Source organism: Snodgrassella gandavensis, assembly GCF_914768025.1.
In the GTDB taxonomy this organism is placed as follows: Bacteria; Pseudomonadota; Gammaproteobacteria; order Burkholderiales; family Neisseriaceae; genus Snodgrassella; species Snodgrassella gandavensis.
Genome location: NZ_CAJZCE010000008.1, coordinates 90026 through 115200, shown reverse-complemented (window position 1 = coordinate 115200; position 25175 = coordinate 90026). Strand labels below are relative to the sequence as shown.

The 25175-nt window shown below is 40.4% G+C and carries 21 protein-coding genes and 1 pseudogene; 3 read left to right on the top strand and 19 right to left on the bottom strand.

Going from position 1 to position 25175, the window contains the following annotated elements; genetic code table 11:
• Positions 1-124, bottom strand: a pseudogene (locus MJ764_RS07450) (IS481 family transposase); the annotation flags it as partial.
• 71 nt (positions 125-195) lie between these two features.
• Here MJ764_RS07450 and MJ764_RS07445 point away from each other — a divergent pair.
• Positions 196-1265, top strand: a protein-coding gene (locus tag MJ764_RS07445) for an IS3 family transposase (protein WP_420853939.1) whose coding sequence is annotated in 2 segments (ribosomal slippage) — positions 196-439 and positions 439-1265 — 1071 coding nt in all. Because the reading frame shifts where the segments join, the coding sequence is not laid out codon by codon here.
• Between the two features lie 10 nt (positions 1266-1275).
• Here MJ764_RS07445 and MJ764_RS07440 read toward each other — a convergent pair.
• Together MJ764_RS07440 and MJ764_RS07435 are read right to left on the bottom strand one after the other, a co-directional pair.
• Positions 1276-2358, bottom strand: a complete 1083-nt coding sequence (locus MJ764_RS07440; protein WP_239325955.1) for an IS481 family transposase — start codon at positions 2356-2358, stop codon at positions 1276-1278.
• 120 nt (positions 2359-2478) lie between these two features.
• On the bottom strand, positions 2479-6300 hold the full coding sequence (locus MJ764_RS07435; protein WP_239325954.1) for an HAD-IA family hydrolase: 3822 nt from the start codon (positions 6298-6300) through the stop codon (positions 2479-2481).
• 335 nt (positions 6301-6635) lie between these two features.
• Here MJ764_RS07435 and MJ764_RS07430 point away from each other — a divergent pair, with 335 nt between their 5' ends.
• Together MJ764_RS07430 and MJ764_RS07425 are read left to right on the top strand one after the other, a co-directional pair.
• Positions 6636-8246 carry a DNA recombination protein RmuC gene (locus tag MJ764_RS07430; protein ID WP_239325953.1) on the top strand — a complete coding sequence of 537 codons (1611 nt, stop codon included), beginning with the start codon at positions 6636-6638 and terminating at the stop codon, positions 8244-8246.
• Between the two features lie 228 nt (positions 8247-8474).
• Positions 8475-9749, top strand: coding sequence for an AmpG family muropeptide MFS transporter (locus tag MJ764_RS07425; RefSeq protein ID WP_239325952.1), 1275 nt, complete (start codon positions 8475-8477; stop codon positions 9747-9749).
• A 201-nt stretch (positions 9750-9950) separates the two neighbouring features.
• Here MJ764_RS07425 and MJ764_RS07420 read toward each other — a convergent pair whose 3' ends face one another.
• The 16 genes from MJ764_RS07420 to rpsD form a co-directional block, all read right to left on the bottom strand.
• Positions 9951-10586 (bottom strand): MBL fold metallo-hydrolase, encoded by a 636-nt coding sequence (locus MJ764_RS07420; RefSeq protein ID WP_239325951.1) that lies wholly within the window; start codon positions 10584-10586, stop codon positions 9951-9953.
• A gap of 23 nt (positions 10587-10609) precedes the next feature.
• Positions 10610-11416 (bottom strand): sulfite exporter TauE/SafE family protein, encoded by an 807-nt coding sequence (locus tag MJ764_RS07415; RefSeq protein ID WP_239325950.1) that lies wholly within the window; start codon positions 11414-11416, stop codon positions 10610-10612.
• Between the two features lie 84 nt (positions 11417-11500).
• Complete coding sequence (purH, locus tag MJ764_RS07410; RefSeq protein WP_239325949.1) at positions 11501-13075, bottom strand: bifunctional phosphoribosylaminoimidazolecarboxamide formyltransferase/IMP cyclohydrolase; 1575 nt, start codon at positions 13073-13075, stop codon at positions 11501-11503.
• 32 nt (positions 13076-13107) lie between these two features.
• Positions 13108-13353, bottom strand: a complete 246-nt coding sequence (locus MJ764_RS07405) for a helix-turn-helix domain-containing protein (RefSeq protein ID WP_100091219.1) — start codon at positions 13351-13353, stop codon at positions 13108-13110.
• 35 nt (positions 13354-13388) lie between these two features.
• The gene (dusB, locus tag MJ764_RS07400; RefSeq protein ID WP_239325948.1) at positions 13389-14390 is read right to left on the bottom strand and encodes a tRNA dihydrouridine synthase DusB; all 1002 of its coding nucleotides are present in this window, start codon (positions 14388-14390) and stop codon (positions 13389-13391) included.
• 580 nt (positions 14391-14970) lie between these two features.
• A complete protein-coding gene (gene dxs, locus MJ764_RS07395) occupies positions 14971-16848 on the bottom strand; it encodes a 1-deoxy-D-xylulose-5-phosphate synthase (protein WP_239325947.1) in 1878 nt (625 codons plus the stop codon).
• A gap of 211 nt (positions 16849-17059) precedes the next feature.
• Positions 17060-17530, bottom strand: a complete 471-nt coding sequence (gene rlmH / locus MJ764_RS07390) for a 23S rRNA (pseudouridine(1915)-N(3))-methyltransferase RlmH (RefSeq protein ID WP_100124004.1) — start codon at positions 17528-17530, stop codon at positions 17060-17062.
• 32 nt (positions 17531-17562) lie between these two features.
• On the bottom strand, positions 17563-17952 hold the full coding sequence (gene rsfS, locus MJ764_RS07385) for a ribosome silencing factor (protein WP_100091212.1): 390 nt from the start codon (positions 17950-17952) through the stop codon (positions 17563-17565).
• 63 nt (positions 17953-18015) lie between these two features.
• Positions 18016-18651, bottom strand: coding sequence for a nicotinate-nucleotide adenylyltransferase (gene nadD / locus MJ764_RS07380; protein ID WP_239325946.1), 636 nt, complete (start codon positions 18649-18651; stop codon positions 18016-18018).
• Positions 18648-19211, bottom strand: a complete 564-nt coding sequence (locus MJ764_RS07375; RefSeq protein ID WP_100091210.1) for a beta-class carbonic anhydrase — start codon at positions 19209-19211, stop codon at positions 18648-18650. Before MJ764_RS07375 ends, nadD begins: the two co-directional genes overlap by 4 nt.
• A 126-nt stretch (positions 19212-19337) precedes the next feature.
• Positions 19338-20651 (bottom strand): NCS2 family permease, encoded by a 1314-nt coding sequence (locus MJ764_RS07370; RefSeq protein WP_239325945.1) that lies wholly within the window; start codon positions 20649-20651, stop codon positions 19338-19340.
• A 202-nt stretch (positions 20652-20853) separates the two neighbouring features.
• Positions 20854-22182 carry a tRNA (N6-isopentenyl adenosine(37)-C2)-methylthiotransferase MiaB gene (gene miaB / locus MJ764_RS07365; RefSeq protein ID WP_239325944.1) on the bottom strand — a complete coding sequence of 443 codons (1329 nt, stop codon included), beginning with the start codon at positions 22180-22182 and terminating at the stop codon, positions 20854-20856.
• 14 nt (positions 22183-22196) lie between these two features.
• The gene (locus MJ764_RS07360; RefSeq protein WP_239325943.1) at positions 22197-22583 is read right to left on the bottom strand and encodes a hypothetical protein; all 387 of its coding nucleotides are present in this window, start codon (positions 22581-22583) and stop codon (positions 22197-22199) included.
• Between the two features lie 543 nt (positions 22584-23126).
• The gene (gene rplQ, locus MJ764_RS07355; protein WP_037487099.1) at positions 23127-23510 is read right to left on the bottom strand and encodes a 50S ribosomal protein L17; all 384 of its coding nucleotides are present in this window, start codon (positions 23508-23510) and stop codon (positions 23127-23129) included.
• A gap of 18 nt (positions 23511-23528) precedes the next feature.
• Positions 23529-24515, bottom strand: coding sequence for a DNA-directed RNA polymerase subunit alpha (locus MJ764_RS07350; RefSeq protein ID WP_093092405.1), 987 nt, complete (start codon positions 24513-24515; stop codon positions 23529-23531).
• A gap of 24 nt (positions 24516-24539) precedes the next feature.
• Positions 24540-25160, bottom strand: coding sequence for a 30S ribosomal protein S4 (rpsD, locus tag MJ764_RS07345; protein ID WP_025331687.1), 621 nt, complete (start codon positions 25158-25160; stop codon positions 24540-24542).
• Positions 25161-25175: the final 15 nt, after the last annotated feature.

Below are 25175 nucleotides of genomic sequence, written 5' to 3'. Positions count from 1 at the left end.
CCATATTAACGACAGCCTGCTCAATATGAGGCTCTACGCGATTTTTCTCTATAGGTTTTTTACGACTTATTTCCTGAAGAGCTAATTCTCCGCCCTGTTCATAGAGTTTTTTGAAGCGATAATTGTAACTACCCCCTAAAATAGTACAGCTCCGAAGTAGAAAATTCTCTTCATTAACCCACAGAGGATTTAAACATGAAAAAGATGACTGAACATCAGATCGTATCTATTTTAAAAGAAGCTGAAGCCGGTATTCCTGTTAAAGAACTTTGCCGTAAATATGGCATCGGCAATTCGACTTTTTATAAATGGCGGGAAAAATACGGTGGTATGGAAACCTCCGATATCAAACGTTTAAAGGAGCTGGAGGCTGAAAACCGCAAGCTTAAGCAGATGTTTGCCGAGCTCAGTTTAAAATCTCAGCTTCAGGAGGAAATCATAAAAAAGCTCTAGTGCCTACTAAGGCACGTAAAGCCTGGGCTTTGGAGTTACTAGAAAGTCATCCTGTTACTATTACCATGAGCTGCGCTATTGTTGGCTTAAGTCGCTGTGCTTACTATTATCAACCCAAGTTACCGGATGATTCGGTGATTATGTCTGTACTAAGTGCTATTACCGATAAGCATTTACGCTGGGGCTTTCCCAAGTGTTTTAATCGCATCAGAAAGCTTGGCTATAAATGGAATCATAAACGTGTGTATCGGGTGTATTGTGAATTAAAGCTTAATATCAGGGTAAAGCGTAAACAACGCATTCCTCCACGAAGCCCAGAAAGGCTATCAGTGCCGAATAAACAAGGTGAATGCTGGTCAATGGATTTCATGAGTGACAGCAGTCGCAATCAACGGCGCTTTAGAACTTTCAATGTGATAGATGACTTTAATCGTGAGGCGCTAGGCATTGATATTGCAGTCAGTTTGCCAGCTGGCAGGATTACCCGTTATCTGGATAAACTGGCTGAATATCATGGTTATCCACTCAAAATACGAGTAGATAATGGACCGGAATTCACCGGAAACACCTTTACTAACTGGGCAAAATCACATGGTATAACTATAGATTACATCAAACCCGGCAGCCCATATCAAAATGGCTTTATTGAACGATTTAACCGTTCGTACCGTACAGAGGTACTGGATTTATATCTTTTTAATAATCTGCAACAGGCAAGGAAGGTAACCGAAGAATGGCTAACCATTTATAACACTGAAAGACCTCATGAAGCACTAAATAATATGACGTGTACTAGCTCAAATTTAATCTGACAGACACTACCTACTCATCGGCATTCGTTCTAACACAATGACTGTCTGATGAGTAAAATAAATTCTCTAGCTGCTTTTCTTTAGCCAGTCCTTTTGTCTCTACCCAAGTTTGCCAAGGTGTCTTACCATAACAGTATTTCCCTGAATGTGCTCTTTCCCGATTGTAAAACTCTAGCCAAAGCTCAATATCTTGTTGTATCTCTTTCAGTTCTGTATATATTTTACGTCTAAACATAATATCATAACACTCGGTCTTCATCGTCTTATGGAACCGCTCACATATACCATTCGTTTGCGGACTGTAGGCTTTTGTTTTCGTATGCTCTATATCCTCCAAATTCAAATACAGTTCGTATGTATGACGCTCTTTATGACCGTTATACTCACTTCCTCTATCCGTCAGAATTCGTAAAAGCGCTACCTGCTCATTATCAAAAAATGGTATCACTTTATCGTTGAGCATATCCGCAGCAACTAAACTGTTTTTCTCCGTATATACTTTAGCAAACGCCAGTCTTGAATAGGTATCAATAAACGTTTGTTGGTATATTTTCCCAATCCCTTTAATATGACCAACATAATATGTATCTTGTGCGCCTAAGTAACCAGGATGCTGGGTCTCAATTTCACCTTGTGCCTCTCGCGCTGCTTTCGCTTTCTCTAAAGCCTGTAGCTGGCTTTCTGTTAACACAAGCCCTTCCTGAGCTACTTTTGTTTCCAGAGCGATCAGCCTTTTTTTGAAGCTTTCTAAATCGTGGCGTAGCCAGATTGAACGTACGCCGCTGCCAGAGACCATTATTCCTTGCAGACGTAGCTGATTAGCTACCCGATGCTGCCCATAAGCAGGAAATTCATAAGCCATATTAACGACAGCCTGCTCAATATGAGGCTCTACGCGATTTTTCTCTATAGGTTTTTTGCGACTTATTTCCTGAAGAGCTAATTCTCCGCCCTGATCATAGAGTTTTTTGAAGCGATAATAGCTGTCGCGACTATAACCCAAGACTTTACAGGCTTGCTGGACGTTACCTAACTGTTTAGCGAGTTCTAAAAGTCCTAATTTTGGTTTAATTATTTTTGCAGATTGATTCATTACTGACACTCCATTATTGGTTTAAAATACACTTAATGTCAGATTAAATAAAGACTAGTACAAATAAAAGGATTAAAAATTTTAATCCTTTTATTAATTTAATGACTATCTATAGTTGAATCAGCTAACAAGACCCCTGCCACAATAATCATCATCCAGAATTAAATCTTCCAAAACTTTATTTTTTTCAGTCTGCTGCGCTAAACTAAAATCTTTATATAAAGAATCAGCAACCAACAAAGATGGACTAAAATCAAAATAAAGATTTTTGCGAATATTAACTGCATCATGTACAAAATCTATAGCTCCCTGCTGCAATTGATTTCGTATTGATTGAGTTGCCAGTTCTTTATCTGATAAATTCTTAAATTTTCTATTTAATTTATTATTTTCATCAATAACATATTTAATAATCTGAGGATCATTCGCACTTAATAATTTCTCTAACTCAAAGCTATGGGAATAAATTTGTGAGTCACAAAATAAATTATTGCCATTATTGACATAGCAGCCTTTCATTTTTACATCGCGAGCCAAGCCTTCTATACTTGAAACTACTGTTGCAAAATAATATCCATGAATAGGCTTTATTAATAACTTATTCAATGCTTTTTGGATAGTTCCTGAATATCCTACATCAACTACAGCACAGCTATTATTCGAAAGTAGATCGACTTCTTCCAAATATATCATTAACGCTTGTTTTTCTGTCTTCGCTTCACTAATGATATCTGCTTGAAGGAATTCTAATAAAGATTTTATATGTTCAATATTTTTATGTTTTATAGCTAATTTTTCCCCTTTATTCCATAACTTCTTACTAAAGATTTCATCCCATTTTGCAGAACCTAAATTTAAACCAAACCGCTCAGTAAAATAATTTTTAATATTATTTTCAAAGTAATTTTTTTCTGCAATAGCAATAATATCTTCAATAGAAGTAATATCGGGTACAGTTACACATCTACGAGACAATTGCAAATAACAGCTTTCCGGAGTATTTTTTTGCGGTACACTCCATAAATCATATACTTGCTTGATAAATTTACCTTCTCTGGCTAAAAAATAGAATTTATCAATTTTATCAATTTTAGCTTGCTCAATTAACCATTGGCAAAAAGCGCATACTACTGGTCCTACCAGATTATAGCCTAACTGATAGGGATCTGAATTAAACAATTTGGGTTCTTCAAATATATTATTAAAAAAAGAAATATTATTTAAATTTTTCTTTATTAATAATCCAATAGTTAACTCACTATTAATATCATTCCGAATTAAATTTTTACTCGCTAATTTAGAATATGTGGGTAATGCTTGTGCCAGATCAGCAGCACGTAAAATATGAAGACACTTAATTCCAAAGTACTCCGTAGGTAATTGTAAATCTGAGCGTTCATTATCTCCAATCATAACTACATGATTACTGTCTACCTGCTCATGATCCAACATATATTTATATAGTTCACCACTATCTTTGCGTTTTCCAATTTCTGAAGATAAATATAACTCATCCCATTGATCAATACCATTTCGAAACAGCATTGTTTCAATTACAATTCTTGGTAAAAACATATCACTAATTAAAATAATTTTTTTTCCTATGTCTTTAGCAAAATTCATCACCTCAACTACTTCCTGTCGGAGACTTACAGAAGAAAGTTCAACATTCTCTTCAATTTTTTGAATATGATGCACTTTACTCTCTGAAAGTTGTGATAGAATTTTAAATTGTTCATAAATATCATTTATGGATACATCTTTGCCTTTTTTAATTCTTGCCTGAGATTCTGCAGTAACACGATATTTTTCAAATGCAGTTTTGCTTTCATTATCTAGAGATAAGGCCACTATCAATTTTATATGATCAGGGTTTAATAATGGCCTTACTAGCAACGTATCAAATATATCAAAAGCAACAATTTTTACTTTTTCTTTATTAATTATAGATTTATAAAAGTCTAAATCTCGATTAAGATATTGCGAATCGAGACGATAAGTTGACCATGATGGATGATTCAACTCTTTAATAACCACCGAGTTATACCCTATTAATGTAGGTACAAGGCCTAATAATCTTTCAAGTACATGCGCTAGTGTACCATCAGTTTGTCCCTGTTCTTCTGGAAAATCTTCCCATGTAAGATTTAAATTAAATAAAGGTGTTAATGCATTCGTTCTAGCCCAAAACATTGAGCCAACAGGAAAATTGAAATAACCTTCTACCATGGGTAATTTCATTTGAGTCAATAGCTGTTGACCTTGGGATCGATTAGCTAACCATGTACATGCGAAATAAGGTAAACGATGATAAATTTGTGGATAGATAATACCTAATTCATCATTCTCTACAAATAATGAAAAAATTTTTTGTATATTTGACACTGAACCAAACAATGAATTAAATAAATAATCGCGCCATCCATCGGTTGCACCATTGTTATATTTTGATTTTTTACTTTGTATATGTGCTATATAATCATATTGCTTCAGTTTTTGTCCAAATTCTACAAACATCGGAGCAATATCCCTGCCACGATTTGGTACTATTTTTATCTCAAGCTGATTGATATTTTTTATTTTTTCAAATTCTTGTTGACAGATATCTCTGGAATTTTTATCGGATACAGAAACGAAAATATCAAATGTAAAAGGTACTTTTGACAAATGTTCAACAAATTCGTTTATTAAATCACTATAAAAAACATGACAGTGTACCGCTATACTACCTGGTTGAGATTTTAATTTTGAACTTTGTGAATCAATATCCAATAGCAGACATTTATTATAATAAATGTTTTTTTTCGGTGGTAAGACTTTTGGATGATTTTTAAACCAACTGGGATGAACTTTAATTGCCCAATTCAACAAAGCAGGTTGCCATCGTTTCGGAAATTTATAGTATAGCTTTCTTAACATGCTACGTATAGCTTTCTTAAATGGTTTTATTGCTTCTTTTTTTTGTCCTTTTAATACTAAAGAAAAAAAACGAAACGGCTGAATATTAGATATAGTATGACGCTCAAGCAATTTTTTCATAAGTTGTTGCTGTATAACCAAATTTGATTCAATACTTTCATTCTTTTTGGTACTATAAGTTAGATAATCTGTTACAGTCTTAATAGTTTGATCATTTTTTTGTATTATTTTATTTTGATTGTTTTCAATGTAATTTTTGATATCTTTAATGCCAAGGTTCAATTTTTCATTTAGTTTATTTTGTAAAGAGTTATCATTAATATTTAATTCGACTTTTAAACATATTAACTCACCAAGACGAGCAAACAATCTTGCTACTATAGCATCAGAATCTGCATTATCTGTTTTTAATTTTTCAGTCAAAATTGACTGACTTGCATGACCAACAAATAATACACCTAATCCATGAGAGTGCTTAAATTCATAATTTGGATATTGCGTGCGTAGTTCTTCCCATAATTTCCATACACCAAAATTTCGTTCGCGAACATTAATGTCATGAAATAGTACAATACCATTATCTGATATTTTAGGTAGCCAGCCTTTAAAATCATGCTTAACAACATCGTATGTATGAAAGCCATCAATATGTAACAAATCTATACTTTTATCACTGAAATATGAATTAGCTTCATCAAATGTCATACGCATTAAATTAGAAAATTCAGTATAGTGTTCTTTATGATATTCAGCTAATTGATTGTATACATCTTCATCATAATTTCCCGCATGCTCATCACCTTTCCAGGTATCAACTGCATAGCATTTGGCATCAATACCATTTTCTGCAACAGCCTGACATATAGCTAAATATGAATTTCCAGAGTGAGTTCCTAATTCTACGATTATATTTGGTTTCTGTTCTTCAATAAGCCAACTAACAAATGGTATATGCCCACACCACCCATAAGGCCATGTTAATTTTCGTGGTTCGGTCAACATAGAATTATTAACTTGAAACATTTTAAATTTACCTATTAACAATAAGTGCTAATAATCATTCTAATCTTAGATTAGGCCAAAAAAGTTGATTATAATAACAAATATTTATTTGTTATTGTATAAAATAGTATCTTTTTTGATTAATATTAGTTTTAATAAATCTACTTTATTATTTAAAATTTTTATTTTAGTAATAATCTAGATTGCCAATAATCTCAAAAAAACTGTTTTACATTTGAATTGAGCTATGAAATTATTTTGCTTATTTACAATAAAAAGCTTTTATTTTTAGTCGATTGCTTTGCAAAATACATGGTATTATTGCAACCAGTTACTTGTTTAAAATTTAATAAATCATGACGGTTATTTTCTGGTTAATCTGGATAATTTTAGTTATCACCATCGTTTGTATTTTCCATTTAATTTCACGCCAAAAATTATTGCAGGAACGTCAGGCTGGGCACGTTCGTCTATCAGAAGCAACAAATGAACTGGTTCGTATTCAAACAGAAGCAAATAATTTACAACAAATTAATCAGAATAATGAAACTGAGCTGAGTCACTGCCGTCAGGAATTACAGCTTGTTCACAAGCGTTTGAGTGCTGCCGAAGCTGTTAATACTCAATTAATCAATGTTCAAGAAACATTACAACATGAGCGGCAGCAATATCGTTTAGCCTCGGAACAATATCAAGCTATTTCGACTAAACTGGCGGCAGCTGAACAACAGTTACAGGACTGGCTATTGCGAAGTGAGGAATGGCGCTTGCGTGAAGAAGAGTATACGCAGGTTCAGGCAGAATTAAATCATACGCGAGTGGAAAATAGCCGTCTTGCTACGCAGCTCCAGCATGAACGTGAGGCATATGAAGAAAAACTGGCGCTTTTAAATGAGGCTCGTGCTAGTCTCAGTGATCAGTTTAAATCGCTGGCTAATGATATTCTGGAAGAAAAAAGTAAACGCTTCAGTGAGCAGAATCAGGCCAGTCTTAGCCAGTTGCTAAATCCTTTGCACGAACGTATGCAAGGATTTAGTCAGTTGGTGCAAAATACCTACGAAAAGGAAGCTAAAGAGCGGACTACTTTAGAAACTGAGCTGAAACACTTACAGCAACTGAATGCACAATTACATAGTGATGCTAAAGCGCTTACTGATGCTCTGTCTGGTACCCAGAATAAGAATCAGGGTAACTGGGGCGAAATGATTCTGGAAAAGGTGTTGGAAAATTCTGGCTTACATAAGGGGCGTGAATATGTTTTACAGGCTTCCTCCACTGTTATTGATGAGTTTGGCCGCCAGCGCCGCTTGCAACCGGATGTGCTGGTAAATTTACCAGAAAATAAACAGATAGTTATTGATGCCAAAACATCACTTACGGCCTATGTTCGCTATACTCAGGCCACTGATGCCAGTAGTGCGGATAAGGCACTGGTGGCGCATATTCAGTCGGTACGCCAGCACATTAAAGAGCTTTCGGCCAAATGCTATGATGAAATAGATGGACTAAATACGCTGGATTTTGTGTTTATGTTTATTCCGGTTGAACCTGCCTATTTACTTGCCCTGCAACAGGATAATCAGCTATTTGATGACTGTTTTCAAAAGCGGATTATGCTGGTTGGTCCCAGTACTTTGCTGGCTACGCTACGTACAATTGCTCATATCTGGCGTAGTGAACAACAAAATCAGAATGCTTTGACAATCGCCAAAGAAGGTGGCAAGTTATATGACAAGTTTGTTGGATTTGTGCATACTCTGGAAGGTGTGGGTAAAAATCTGGATCAGGCACAGGGACAATTTCAGAAGGCCATGGGACAATTGGTAACTGGTCGCGGGAATCTGGTGAGCAAGGCCAATAAATTGCGTCAATTGGGTGTGCAAAGCAGTAAAAATTTGCCTGAAAACTATCAATGTCCGGAAGAGGATGAAGAAGAATTTCCTGTAGCCACTACAGATTCTCTTTGAAAAGGTTTTACGGATTTATGACTTAATTATCCGTTTTGTATTAATGATTTGAGTAGTACCTGCTATAAGCTATAGGTACACAGAGCTTTATGCTATTTCAAACTGGCGTACAATAGTTATTTATGACTAGTCTGTTTTCTTTTTTAACAATTTGTGCCAATTGCATAAAAAATTGAGATTTATGCAGATTTTTCGGGCATGTGTGATTTGCTGTTGGATTATATCTGTATGAATCAGAACAATACTCAATTAACTGTATCTTTATGGCATAAAATTTTTAGCCGTCATATGCTGATTTGTGTGTTTACCGGTTTTAGTTCTGGTTTACCGTTATATTTTCTAATGAATCTAATTCCGGCATGGCTGCGTGATGAAGGTGTAGATTTAGCTACTATTGGTCTGTTTTCAATCGTTGGTTTACCTTTTACCTGGAAATTTTTATGGTCGCCACTGATGGATGCGGTTCATTTTCCATGGTTGGGAAGACGACGTGGCTGGATGTTTGTCACACAGGTTGCCCTATTGCTGACACTACTAGGCTATACGGAGCTTAATCCGCAGCAGAACAAAACTGCAATTATAATTCTGTCTCTGTTTGTGGCTTTTTTTGCCGCCAGTCAGGATATTGTGCTGGATGCTTTCCGGCGCGAAATATTACAGAACAATGAGTTAGGGTTGGGCAATGCGATTCATGTTAATGCCTATCGTATCGCTGCACTGGTACCTGGCTCTTTGGCGCTCATTCTGGCTGATATATATCCATGGTCAACGGTATTTGCTATTACAGCATTATTTATGCTACCGGGTATGTTGATGACGCTCTTGCTGGCAAACGAACCAAAGTTGCCAGCAACGACACCCAAATCTCTTGAGCAAACAGTTATTGAGCCTTTTAAAGAATTTTTTGTACGCAAGGGAGTTGAAAATGCCTTGCTGGTACTGTTTTTTATTTTCCTGTATAAACTTGGTGACAGTATGGCTACTGCGCTGGCTACGCCTTTTTATCTGGATATGGGCTTTAGTAAGAAAGATATTGGCCTGATTGCCAAAAATGCTGGTTTGTGGCCAATGATTATTGCTGGCATTCTGGGCGGTATCTGGATGATTAAACTAGGCATTAATCGTGCTTTATGGCTATTCGGATTGGTACAGGTTTTTTCTATTCTGGGTTTTGCCTGGCTGGCTAGTCTTGGGCCTTTTACGGTTATCGGCACAAAACAGCTGTTGATATTGGCTGCGGTTATTGGATTTGAAGCTATTGGTGTAGGCTTGGGTACGGCTGCTTTTGTGGCTTATATGGCGCGGGAAACTAATCCCACCTTTACGGCGACACAACTGGCACTGTTTACCAGTCTCGCTGCGGCACCAAGGACCTTGATTAACGCGACCACAGGCTATTTGATTAAATGTATGGGCTATGTGAGCTTTTTCTGGTTATGTTTTTTTCTGGCCTTACCGGGTATGCTGCTATTAGTGAAAGTTGCGCCATGGAATAAAGAGTAACCAATGTTTGAATATTTATTACCCGTGATTTAATGCGCAAGAAGCATTACCAGACATTTGCCTGCAATTGATATGCATTAACTCAATTGTTGATTTATATATAAATTACATTTATCAAGACACTATTGTAGACCTTATTTATACATCTGGTTATTTCCCGATATTTAAATTTGAGTATGATAAAAATAAGTAGTGGCCTGATTACCGCAAAAATGGATTGTGTTCTTTTTCATGACCAATAGTAGTCATAAATCCATGTCCCGGCAAAACCCGAGTATCATCGGGCAGAGTAAACAATTTACTCTGAATCCCACGGATTAAATCAGAATGACTCCCACCCGGAAAATCAGTACGGCCAATAGATTCGCGAAATAAAACATCACCTGCAATTAGCAGGCTATTGGCCTGACTATAAAATACGACATGACCGGGTGTATGCCCGGGTATGTGATAGACAACAAATGTATGTTCACCAACGGTCAACTTATCACCATCCTGTAACCAACGGGTAGGTGTTAGTGGCTGACTAACAGGAAAGCCGTAATTAGCGGTAACTTCTGGCAATGCCTGCAACCAATAATCGTCTGCCTGATGTGGCCCCAATACTGGAACAGTGTGCTGGACAATTAAATCTGCTACGCCACCAGCATGGTCAAGGTGGCCATGTGTTAACCAGATTGCCTGTAGTTTAAGCTGATGCTTGTCTACTGCGTTTAGTAAACGTTCAGCCTCGCCACCAACATCTGTCAATACTGCGTCGCGGCTAACATCATCCCATAGTAACGCCGCATTCTGTTGAAACGGTGTCACGGGTATAACCTGCATTTGTAAAGCCATTTTTCCTTTACCTCGCTACCCATCTATAATAACAGAGCCTTGCTTAAAAAATACATGCTCATAAACAATAATAAACAGGCAAAACATTTTTTCAATATAGCTGGTGAAAGCCGATGTGCTACTTTTGCTCCCTGTCTAGCCGTGATAAAGCTCATTATACTGATGCCAATAAAAGCATAAATATGGACGTAGCCAATGGTATGGGCTATATGAATTTGCTCATGCACACCAAAAAACATAAAGCCTAAAGCACCTGCAACTGCAATTGGCAAGCCACAGGCAGCAGAGGTACCGACAGCCTGTTGCATGGATAGCCCGCTGCGATTCAGATAGGGCACGGTTAAGCTGCCGCCACCAATGCCAAATAAGGCGGAGGCTATGCCGATAACAGCACCAGCAAACCAATGCCAGTTTGGATTAATTGATTGTCTATGCTGCACACTGATTTTTATCTGAGCACTGCGAAACATGTTGATACCAACAACCAGGGTAAAAATACCAATAACCAGTTGTAGCTTCTGACCAGATAAAGCATCAGCAATGGCTGCACCTCCGAATGAACCCAGTGTGAGCCCGGGAGTTAACCGCCCTAGTACCAGCCACAATACTGCATGGTTTTTATTGTGGGCCAGCATGGAACTGATGGAAGTAACCATGATGGTAGCCAATGATGTTCCCAGAGCCAAATGCATACTTACAGCCTCGCCATAGCCAGCATGCATAAAAACGATATACAAAACAGGTACGACAATCAATCCACCGCCAACCCCAAATAAGCCGGCGGCAAAGCCTGCTACAGCACCTATTAATAAATAAGTAAGCAGTTCCATAGACAAGTTGATTAAACAGTAGTGCTGTTATCTGCTAATGATTAAGCTGAAATTGCATTATTTCTGCAAGATAATGGCCTGATATTAATGGCGGAAGTGACGTACTCCGGTTACTACCATGGCAATACCATGCTCATTAGCTGCTGCAATTACTTCTTCATCCCGTACTGAACCACCAGGCTGGATAATGGCCTTAATACCTTGCTCAGCAATCACATCCACCCCATCTCTAAACGGGAAAAATGCATCTGAAGCAGCGCAGGCACCAGCAAGTTCAAAGCCCGCATCCTGTGCTTTACGCGCAGCAATCCGCGTTGAATCTACCCTACTCATTTGTCCGGCACCTATACCGTAGGTTTGCCCACCCTTACCAAACACAATTGCATTGGATTTCACGTATTTGGCTACTTTCCATACGAATAGTAAATCCTGTATTTCCTGTTCAGTGGGTGTACGCATTGTTACAACCTGTAATTGGTTCGCTTCTATTTGATGATTGTCTGGAGTCTGTACCAGCAAACCGCCGCCAACACGTTTTAGTTCAAACTGATTTGCTCCGGCAGATAAGGGAATTTCCAGTACACGCACATTCTTTTTAGCAGCTATGATGGCTTTTGCTTCGGTAGTGAATCCGGGAGCCATTAATACTTCAAGAAACTGGCCGGTAACAGCTTCTACTGTTGCTGCATCTACTTCACGGTTAAAGGCAATAATGCCGCCAAAAGCACTGGTTGTATCTGTGGCAAATGCCAGTCGGTATGCAGTTAAGGTATCGGCAGCCACCGCGACTCCACATGGATTAGCATGTTTAACGATAACACAGGCAGGCTGGATAAAAGATTTAACTGCTTCCCATGCGGCATCAGCGTCAGCAATATTGTTATATGACAGCTCTTTTCCCTGTAATTGCAGATAATTGGCCAAACTACCAGCAGCCGGCTGCGAATCACGATAAAAAGCAGCCTGCTGATGCGGATTTTCGCCATAGCGTAAATCCTGTACTTTTAGCCAGCTTTGATTATATTGTTTTGGGAAAGTATATAAGTCCGGCTTTCCAGCCAGATTTTTATCATCAATACGAGTCAGATAATTGGCAATCATGCCATCGTATTGAGCGGTGTGTGCAAAAGCTTTTCGTGCCAGGCTAAAACGGGTCTGCGCTGACAGGCAACCCTGCTGCTGTAATTCTGTAATAATTGCTGCATAATCATTACAATCTGTAACAATGGCCACATCTTGCCAGTTTTTAGCAGCTGAACGCACCATTGTTGGGCCACCAATATCAATATTTTCGATGGCATCTTCCAGTGTACAGCCCGGTTTCGTCACTGTGGCAGCAAACGGATACAGATTTACACATACAAGGTCTATGGTGCTGATATCATGTGCTGCCATTTGTGCTATGTGCTCAGGGCAATCGCGCCGCCCCAGAATACCACCATGGATTTTGGGATGTAATGTCTTTACCCGTCCATCTAGCATTTCTGGAAATCCGGTATAATCTGCAACTTCAGTCACTGTAATACCCGCATCGGCCAATAAACTGGCGGTCCCCCCTGTTGAGAGTAATTCGACGCCCAGTTGCGTTAGCTGGTGTGCAAAATCAATCACACCGGTTTTGTCTGACACACTTAGCAGTGCCCGTTTGATTACAGCCATGACGTCTCCCTTAAGATACAAAAATTTCTGACTCAGTCCAGCAAATTATATTGCGTTAATTTTTTACGTAGTGTATTGCGGTTCAACCCAAGAATCTGCGCAGCACGAGTCTGATTATGCTCACAAACCTCCATTACACAACGCAATAGCGGTAATTCCATCTGCTGCAACACCATATCATAGACTGCACAAGGTGTTTCACCATCCAAATCAGCAAAATATTGCCGTACATTTGCCTCTATACATTGAGCGATACTAACTTTAGGTGCTTCACTCATTTACATTTTCCTTATATAACAGGACAAACTGCTTACTATTCCCTATAGGCACACGGCCACGCAGCTAATTGTGCTACCTGCCTGTCTAAAAATTCATTAACCAACTGCAACTGCATTTGCGCATCATCTACTGTATTAACCTGCCTGCGAAAATGCTCCCCTTCTGGTAATGTAGTTACATACCAGCCAATATGCTTACGGGCAATACGTACACCCATAATCTTGCCATAAAAATCATGCATGGCAGCTACATGACGTACGATTACCTGTGCATGCTCTGCTACATTTAGCGGAGGTGGCAAACAACCATACTTATGGTAATGGACGAGGTCGCGAAACAGCCATGGTTGCCCCTGAGCTGCGCGTCCAATCATCACACCATCCGCACCAGTTTCCTGCCATACCCTTAATGCTTTTTGCGGACTGGTAATATCACCATTAACCCACAATGGTAGGTTTATCTGCTGTCGTACCTGTGTGATTAGCTCATAACAGGCCTCTCCACGATACATTTGTGTCCGTGTACGGCCATGTATAGCAAGAGCAGTAATTCCTGCCTGTTCTGCCATATGCGCAATAGTCAAAATATTGCGATGCTCATCATCCCAGCCTAGGCGAGTTTTCAGAGTTACCGGTACATCAACAGCATCCACAACTGCCTGCAAAATTGTCTCAACCAGCGATTCATTTTGTAATAAGGCACTACCTGCCAGCACATTACAAACTTTTTTTGCCGGACAGCCCATATTGATATCAATAACTTCTGCACCACGGGCTACATTGTAGCGTGCCGCATCTGCTAGCTGCTGCGGGTCACTACCGGCAATCTGCACCACCCTGATACCGTTTTCACCCTCATAATTAGCGCGCTGCAGAGTCTTGCGTGTTTGTTGTAGACCCGGATCACTGGTAATCATTTCACTCACTGCCCAGCCTGCACCAAATTCACGACATAGCTGGCGAAATGGCTTATCAGTTATGCCTGCCATTGGTGCCAGCGCAAAAGGAGCAGTAAGCTGATAATAACCAATTTGCATAATTAATAGATCAAATATGGAAAAATAATATTCGGATATGAATTATTGTACAATTTTTAGGCAGTCCCTCCAAACACAAATCCCACCATTTGACTAAAATATTGATTAGATTAATAAACAATTTCAGCACAATGGGATGATATCAGCCATGCTATTGCACAGCATGGGGACAATATTGCGGAGCATAATGAATCCGTATCAAACCAGAACGACAAGGCTGAAAAACACCTTGAATAATTGGCAAACTACTAATAACTTACTGTGATCCATACCTAGTTATGGAATTACCAAACATGTAGGTACACCATTAAATATATTGATATAAATTATTTATAATCAAAATTTTATTGCAAATATTACAAGCAAAAATATTGAGTGCACGATAGCAAATTTATCTAGTTCCCTACATTCACAAGTAATTTAACAAATACAATAGTTTCATAAAGAACACATCAGTTATTCAACAAATTTAATTCAAATCAAATATTTAATGCTATTTGCAATTTCATTAAAGGTAAATGATACCGTTTCATAAACACATAAAACAATATCATGCCTCCTATATTACTTTGGATGAGTACTACGCCATCCATTGAAGAATTTGTTGCTGAATTTTGTCAGCACTTAATCCTATTTGATTGAGTAGTCGTGCTGTATCGCCATGTTCAGTAAATATATCAGGTATCCCCAGCGTCAATACCGGTTTATTCTGATTATGCTGTGCCAGTAACTCAAGAACAGCGCTTCCTGCACCGCCAATCTTACTGTTTTCTTCCAGCGTAACCAAATAATCATGTTTTGCAGCCAGCTGTAGTACCAGCTTCGTATCCAGTGGTTTAACGAAACGCATGTCTGCTACCGTAGCATCAATGGCATTAGCCACAGTAAGGGCGGGTTGCACCATACTGCCAAATGCGATTAAAGCAATTTTGCGTCCCTGACGGCGCAGTACTCCCTTGCCAATCTCTACTGTAGCCAAATCAGCTCCCGCCTCAATACCCGTACCTGTACCACGAGGATAACGTACTGCCGCAGGCTGATTAAGCTGATAGCAGCTTGATAGCAACAAACGGCATTCACGCTCATCACTGGGCACGGCAATGACCAGATTAGGCACACAGCGCAGATAGCTCAAATCATACACACCAGCATGTGTTGGGCCATCTGCCCCAACAATTCCGCCGCGATCAATTGCAAACAAAACTGGTAAATTCTGTAATGCCACATCATGAATCAGCTGATCATAAGCCCGTTGCAGGAAAGTTGAGTAAATCGCCACCACCGGTTTCATCTGTTCACAAGCCAATCCAGCAGCAAAAGTCACGGCATGCTGCTCAGCAATACCGACATCAAAATAACGTTCCGGATATCGCTGGGCAAATTCTACCAGACCACTACCCTCACGCATGGCCGGCGTAATCGCCAGCAAATTTTGATCTACTGCTGCCTGATCTATTATCCATTGGCCGAAAATTTGCGTATACGTAGGTTTAGTCGCCGTCCCAGACACATGCAAGCCCTGCTGCGGATCAAACGCACTGACAGCATGAAAACTAACTGGGTCATTTTCCGCCAGTTTATAACCATGCCCTTTTTTAGTAATGATGTGCAACAATTGCGGCCCTTTGCGATTACGCATCTCCTGCAGCACATCTACCAATTGAATGACATCATGCCCATCAATCGGCCCTGAATAAGTAAAACCGAAATTATCGAATAATGACAGCGTTTCAGAACTGCTACTCTCTTCAATCAAACCTTTGATTTTATTTTCAACCCGCTGCGCTACATCCAGCGCACCCGGTACTAAACCTAATACTTTTTCTGATTTATGCTTGATTGATTTCACCAATCCTTTAACATCATGCAAAGGATTTTTTGCCAGATACTTGGGCAAAGCGCCAACATTTGGTGAAATAGACATCTCATTGTCATTAAGAATGACCAGCAAATCAATATCCATATCACCAGCATTATTTAATGCTTCAAATGCCTGCCCTGCTGTCATTGCACCATCACCAATAATAGCAACATTGCGGTTGGTTTTATGCTGTAATTTATCGGCTACCGCCATACCCAGCGCCGCACCAATTGATGTGGACGAATGACCAACACCAAACACATCGTATTCCGACTCGCTGCGCTTGGGAAAACCGGCCAAACCACCACTTTGCCGCATAGTAGACATGCGCCTTTTACGTCCAGTCAGGATTTTGTGCGGATAACTCTGATGCCCCACATCCCAGATCAGATGGTCTTGCGGAGTCTGATATACATAGTGCAAGGCAACTGTTAGCTCAACCGCACCCAGATTACTGGCAAAGTGTCCACCCGTTTTGCTTACTGATTCCAGCAAATAAGCGCGTAACTCATTTGCCAGCTGGGGTAACTGGTTCTTTTGCAAACGGCGCACATCCTGTGGTAAATCAATGGTATCAAGCAGAGAGGTAGGATTCATAATCAGACTTTACTTGTTATTAATGCAAGATAACAGGCTATATATACCTGCCAAACTAGGTGCACAGTAATTATATACTACAATACCCCCTGCACGGGGGTATTCATTCTATGTCAAGAAATTATTTCTATCCTGATTAATTAAAATAAGCTGTATACATCAAGGCTGTTGAGAAATGCGTTCAATTTATCTTATCTGGTCTGCATCAGGATTACTCACGATGATACGGATGATTATGTAAAATCGACTGGGCACGATAAAGCTGTTCAGTTAACAGCACGCGCACCATTCCATGTGGTAAAGTCAGGCTGGAAAGGCGCACTAACAGATTTGCCCGTTGTTTCAAACTCGCAGTCATTCCGTCAGCTCCACCAATAACAAAACACAGATTATCCCCCTGCTGCTGCCATTTTTTTAACCAGTCCGCCAGCTCCATCGACGTTGGTGCTTTCCCTCGTTCATCCAGTACAATCAGATAACTATGTGGTGGAATTGCCGCAACGATACGCTCCTCTTCGGCTGCCATTGCCTGCGCCGCGTTAACACCGGCACCGCGCTTTTCCGGTTTGATTTCCCTGAGCTGAAACTGAATCTCACGGCCAAACCTCTTACTATAGTCGGCCACCGCATAATCGACCCATTGCGGCATTTTCGTTCCTACCGCCAGTACTGTAATATTCATTTAACCCCAATAAATATAGCATCCAGCAAACATCAATCTACTGCTTGCCATGGTTTAGCCGCACCTGCATGAAAAGACGGCTTTTCTCCACCCCATAAAGCTTCAATATCATAATAATCACGCACCGCAGGCTGCATCACATGTACAACCAGATCACCAGCATCAACCAGTGCCCATTCGCCACTATCAAGGCCTTCCGTGCTAATAATTTCGTAACCAGCCTCTTTTAAATCTACAGCAACATTATTTGCCAGCGCCTTTACCTGACGCGTACTGTCACCACTGGCAATAATCATCCGAGAAAACAGCGAAGTTTGTGCCGATGTATCCAGTACAGTAATGTCTTTACCTTTAACATCTTCAAGTGCATTAACGCTAATGGCTACCATATTGTCCCATTGAGCGATAAGATTTTCATCCATACAGTAAATATCCTATTGTGTTGAAAGCATTTCCTGCTCAGAAACACCCTATAAATATACAAATTATGCCTGATAAAGGTGTTCGCGGTCGATATATTCCGCCACACCAGCCGGAACGTCATCATGATTACCCATCGACCATTGCTCACGAATATCAGTCGAACTCACCGGTAAAAAAGACGCCTGCAAAAACACCGCACGTCCGCCATCAATACCGTCCGGTGTAGTCAGATTTTTGGCTAATGCATCAGGTAACCATTGCTGTAATGCCACCGGCAAGGCAGCTAAGCCCAGCCCGCCACGTTGAGCAATAGCCAGATTAATACTTTGCAATAATGCCTGATAACGATGCCAGCCCGGTAGTTGTAACAATGAATCCATTCCCAGTAACCACCATAACTGTGCCTGCGCAAATACCTGACGAAACAGAGATACAGTATCAATCGTATAAGTGGGTCCATTGCGTACCACATCACAATCAGACACACTAAATCGTTCATCTACGGCAATGGTTCGCTCCACCATAGCCAGACGTTGTGCGGCTGTAGTACGGGTAGCAACCTGTTTATGGTATGGATCACCTGCCGGAATAAAAATAACACTATCCAACTTTAATTCATCAGCAAAAGCCTGCGCGATATGAATATGGCCATTGTGTGGCGGATCAAAAGTACCACCAAATAAACCAATACGTTTCATATTTTATTTCCATTAACCACAATATTCAGCTTACCGGTAATCGGGTGAATAACCAAACCATGTACTTTAATTTCACTAGGCATCAATGGATGCTTTCGTATCATATTAACCGAATGCATAATCGCATCTTCCACACTATCAAAATCGGTGAGCCACTTATGAAAATCTACGCCAGCATTCTCCAGAATTTCAAGGCGCTCATCACTGACACCCCGGGCACGCATTCGATCAAGCATATCGGGAACATGTAACTCCTGCATACCACAATCATAATGTCCGATCACCATAATTTCATGTACATGCATCTCATATACAGCCACCAGCAATGAGCGCATTACCGAACCCCACGGATGTGTAACCAAAGCACCCGCATTACGAATCACTTTAGCATCTCCATTTTTCAGCCCCAGAGCACGCGGTAACAAATCCAGAATCCGTGCATCCATACATGAAACAATGGCCAGATTCTTTTCTGGATACTTGTCCGTAAAAAATTGCTCATACTCTTCAGCATCAACAAATTTCTGATTAAAGTCCATAATCTCATCAATTAAAGACATAATTTCCCCTTTTCATTTATATAATAGTTGCATTCAGCTCAATATATTGGCACATTAGCCAACAGAATATATAGCTCTAAAGTATTCAGGCAGCCGCAACGGCTGCCTGTTACAAACCGGATTATCTTATGCACCTAGCCAGAGCAACTTAAATGCCCACAATATAGCAATAATCCACACCATGTAAGATACTTCTTTAACCTTACCACAGAACAATTTAATCAATGCGTAACTGATAAAGCCCATCGCAATACCATCTGCAATAGAATAGGCAAAAGGCATAAAAATCAGAGTACAGAATGCTGGTGCTGCTTCAGTAACATCTTTCCAGTCAATTTCAGTCATACTGCGCATCATCAGCACCCCCACATATAGCAATGCAGGAGCAGTAGCATACTGCGGAACACTAGCCGCTAGTTTAGAAAACCATAAACTTGCCAGCATCAAAATACCAACAACTACCGCAGTCAAGCCAGTACGGCCACCAACAGCAGCCCCTGCTGCTGATTCCACATAGGCAGTTGTAGAAGAAGTACCCAGACCGGCTCCGACCACAATCGCCGTCGAATCAGCCAGCAAGGCTTTTTTTACCCGTGGCAGCTTACCATCCACCAGCAAGCCTGCACGACCCGAAACGCCAATTAGAACACCGGTACTGTCAAATAAATCCACAAAGAAAAATACAAAAATAACACTAACCAGACTCATGGTAAATAAATCATGAAAGTCCAGCTGCAAAAAAGTCGGAGCTAATGAAGGAACTGGAGCGAATACACCTTGAAACTGATTGATCCCCAGTACCGAAGCGACAGCAGTGACTACTAAAATCCCAATAATAATCCCGCCACGCACTCGAAAATGTTCCAGTGCAACAATCAGACAGAAACCCACAATGGCCAAAAGCACCTTAGGAGAATGGATATCACCCAGACTAACTAGTGTGGCTGGATTGGATACCACGACATCAGCACTTTTCAGTGCCACCAGCGCCAGAAACAAACCAATGCCGCCACCAATAGAATATTTGAGAGAATTCGGTAGCGAATTAACAATCGCCTCGCGCACTTTAAACAGGCTTAGAATAATAAAAATGATACCGGAAACGAAAACCGCACCCAGTGCTACCTGCCACGGAATACCCATTCCCTTTACCACAGCATAGCTGAAATAGGCATTCAGCCCCATACCAGGTGCTAAAGCTATCGGATAGTTTGCTATCAGCCCCATCATCATACAAGCAAAGGCAGAAGAAATACAGGTAGCTACAAAAACCGCCTTGAAATTCATCCCGGCTTCTTCGAGAATGGTAGGATTAACCACCAAAATATAACTCATTGCCAAAAAAGTGGTCAGGCCGGCTAACACCTCAGTGCGCACACTGCTGCCACTTTCTTTAATTTTAAAAAAACGATCCAAAAAAGAAGTACCCGCTGGGCTCATGCCAATTCCTTAAGAAGGCCAGATAAAACCGGTTACCGCAAAAAATTTTTACTGATAACCGGACAATAAAAAACTCAAATAAATATTACATCAGAATCCAACAACAAGCACAGCCTTTATACCTGTATTAATACGTACATGTACCTGTATCCAAACAAGTGGATTAATGCGGCGTTTTCCCTCTATTTTGCAGCTAAGTAGCTTACTCGGCTAAAACCATTTTTCCGCGCAAAGAAAACGTGTGCGCTTCGGTGATTTCCAGCTCCACCATTTGATTAATTAAACGAGGATGTCCCGTAAAATTAACTACCCGATTATTTGCCGTACGTGCCTGTAGCTGATCTGGGTCTTTTTTCGATACGCCCTCTACCAGACAACGTTGTACACTACCAAGCATAGACTGATTAATTCGTGCTGTTTCAGCCTCAATCACGGTATTCAATGCTTCTAAGCGGCGTACTTTTTCAGTATGTGGCGTATCATCCGGCAAATTTGCTGCCGGCGTACCTGGACGCGGACTATAAATAAATACAAAGCTCAAATCAAAAGCCAAGTCCTGTACCAGTTTCAGAGTTTGCTCAAATTCACGTTCCGTTTCCCCAGGAAACCCAACAATAAAGTCTGAGCTTAAACATAAATCCGGCCGAATATCACGTAATTTACGAATAATATGCTTATACTCCAATGCGGTATAGCCACGCTTCATCGCCGTTAGAACACGATCCGAACCAGACTGCACCGGCAAATGTAAATGCGACACCAGTTTCGGCAAATCGCGATAGCATTCAATAATAGCATCAGAAAATTCACGTGGATGGCTAGTAGTAAAGCGCATGCGCTCAATACCAGGTATTTCATGTACTATGCGTAACAAAGTAGCAAAATCACAGATTTCGCCATCGCCCATATCTCCACGATAGGCATTCACATTTTGCCCAAGCAGATTAATTTCCTTAACACCTTGTTGAGCCAGACCAGCGATTTCAGTTAACACATCTTCCAGCGGGCGTGAAAACTCCTCACCACGAGTATAAGGTACAACGCAAAAACTGCAATACTTGGAACAGCCCTCCATAATAGATACAAATGCTGCACCACCTTCAACCCGTGCGGGTGGCAGATGATCAAACTTTTCAATTTCCGGAAAAGAGATATCTACTTGTGACAGGCCACTGGTTTCCTTATCCAGAATCATCTGTGGCAAACGATGTAAAGTTTGCGGACCAAACACCACATCCACATAAGGCGCACGCTGAATAATTGCCTCACCTTCCTGTGAAGCAACACAGCCGCCAACACCGATAATCAAATCCGGATTTTTAGCTTTTAATGGCCGGATGCGCCCTAAATCTGAAAATACTTTTTCCTGAGCTTTTTCCCGCACAGAGCAAGTATTAAAAAGAATAATATCTGCATCTTCAGCATTATCAGTACGTTCTAGTGGTTGTCCTTCCGCAAGTACAGACAGCATTTTTTCACTATCATACTCATTCATCTGACAACCAAAGGTTCGTATAAATACTTTTTTCATAACACCTAACAATATTAATCAACCTGAGGATTATTCGGACGAACCAATGCTTTCTGCTCTTCATCCGTCAATACCCAAATATCCTGAATTTGATTTGCCCTGTCAAACCGTACGGCTATCAGTGCATTCTTAAATCTATACAAATTATTATAAGTTACAAAACGATTATTAGTATCACGCACCCGTACTGACTTGCTTAACTGAAATGTTTTATTACCATTCACCAAACCCAGACTCAAAGTACGTAATAAGGCCTTTTTCGCCGTTCCCAATACCACCTGCTGCCCTTTGGTATTCTTCAATACAACAATATGAGCATCATTAGGTAAAACACGGCCAGCCCACGCAAATGAAGAAGTCAAGAAAATCAAACTGTATAGAGCCAAACGCAAGTACTTCATGGTTTCTCCTTTAATAACAATGGTCAACTTACAAACAATAATTATACGCAGAAGACTAATTACAAGCAGCTCTCAAAACGAAAAATAGTCTTTTTTAAAGCTAAATAATTGGATAATAAGCATAATTGTATTAATACAAACAAAGGTATCTTACTAAAATTCAAGAAATGCTATTAAACTAGAAATATAGTTAAACCTAAGTAAAAATGCAGCAAGCTGCCAATAGCTCAAATTGATTCCTATCTAAAATCAATGCGTTGAATACTTACAATAAAAGAGCATCAATAATAAATCACCACCAGCCTAACTATATAAAACTGAAGCTTTCGCCATACAGTAAGTATTTGATGCTTACCTAACATTTAATAAAATTCACATACATTACTTATCGGCAAATACTCTAAATAAATCTGAAGTATTAAATTAAAATCCAAAATAGACTGACTAGGAAAAGGCGTTTGCCAAAGCAGCTAAGTACTCTGGAAAGCAAAACATCAAAATGAAACAAGCCAGCCTAAAGGCTGGCTTGTCTGTGAAGCCTGATTACTCAGCTACAGCTTCTGTTTCGGGAGCTTTCTCAACTAACTCAACCAAAGCTAGTGGAGCATTATCACCTTTACGAAAGCCATACTTCAAGATGCGCAGATAGCCACCATTACGATTAGCAAAGCGCGGGCCTAACTCATTAAATAATTTTACAACAACATCACGATCACGCGTACGATTAAAAGCTAAACGGTGATTAGCCAATGAAGGCTTTTTACCTAAAGTAATTAATGGTTCAGCTACGCGGCGTAACTCTTTTGCTTTAGGCAAAGTAGTTACAATTGCTTCGTGAGTCAACAAAGAATTGGCCATATTACGCAACATAGCAGCACGGTGACTACTTGTGCGGTTTAATTTGCGGTTACCATTACGATGACGCATGTCATTATCCTTTAATCATCAAACTTGTGGCTTTTCCAGACTGGCCGGCGGCCAGGCTTCCAGTTTTGAACCCAACGTCAAACCTTTGGAAGCCAGAACTTCCTTGATTTCGTTCAGAGATTTTCTACCCAAATTTGGGGTCTTCAATAATTCAGTCTCTGTGCGTTGAATCAAATCGCCAATATAGTAAATATCTTCAGCTTTCAAGCAGTTTGCTGAACGAACGGTCAACTCCAGATCATCAACTGGACGAAGCAGAATCGGATCAATCGGTGGTTCTTTTTCTTCCACCACTGCAACCGGTGTACCTTGTAAGTCTGCAAAAATTGACATCTGGTCAATTAAAATACAGGCCGCACTGCGAACCGCTTCTTCTGGATCGATAGCACCGTTGGTTTCAATATCCAGAACCAAGCGATCTAAATCAGTGCGTTGTTCCACACGGGCAGGTTCCACTTCAAAACTGACACGACTGATAGGCGAAAAGCTTGCATCTAGTTGAATAGCGCCGATACGTTTGTGGTCGTCTTTATTCCGACGGCCAGACACAGATTCATAACCCCGACCCTGTTCAACCTTAATTTCCATATTGATACTACCACCTTCAGAAAGGTGGCAGATAACATAGTCAGGGTTAACAATTTCGACATCATGCGGCAACTCAATATCAGCAGCAGTGACAACACCAGCACCTGATTTTTTCAAACTTAAAGTTACCTCTGTGCGACCATGCACCTTAAATACCACACCCTTCAGATTCAGCAAGATATCAACGACATCCTCCTGTACACTGTCAAGCGTAGAGTATTCATGCAATACGCCTTCAATCGTTACTTCTGTCGACGCATAACCATTCATTGATGACAGTAAGATACGACGCAAAGCATTACCCAACGTATGGCCGAAACCACGTTCAAAAGGCTCCATAGACACTTTGGCACGGGTTGCAGACAAGGTGTCAACGTCAATTTGACGCGGCTTCAAGAATTCGGATGTGTTTTGCATTTAACTGTCCTCACTTAACCAGCTTTATTTAGAGTAAAACTCTACCACCAGCTGTTCATTAATATCGCCACTCAATTCAGTGCGATCTGGCATGTTTTTGAAAACACCTTCCAGCTTGCCTTCTTCTACAGAAACCCAGCTTGGCAAACCAATCTGGCTGGCAAGACTGAATGCTTCCTGAATACGCACCTGTTTTTTGGCTTTTTCGCGAACAGCAACAACATCACCAGCTTTCACCTGAAAAGAAGGAATGTTCACAACCTGGCCGTTCACGGTAATGGCTTTATGAGATACCAACTGACGAGCTTCGGCGCGGGTAGAGCCAAAACCCATACGGTATACCACATTATCTAAACGAGATTCCAACAACTGAAGCAGCAGTTCACCAGTCGAACCTTTACGACGGGCTGCTTCAGCAAAATAACGGCGAAACTGACGCTCTAAAACACCGTAAATACGGCGGATTTTCTGTTTTTCACGCAATTGCAGACCATAGCCAGATAAACGGGGCTTTTTCGCACCATGCTGACCAGGAGCAGAGTCCAGTTTACATTTAGAATCCAGAGAGCGACGTGCACTCTTCAGAAACAAGTCAGTGCCCTCACGACGGGCTAATTTACATTTCGGGCCGGTATAACGTGCCATACTCAAATACTCCTG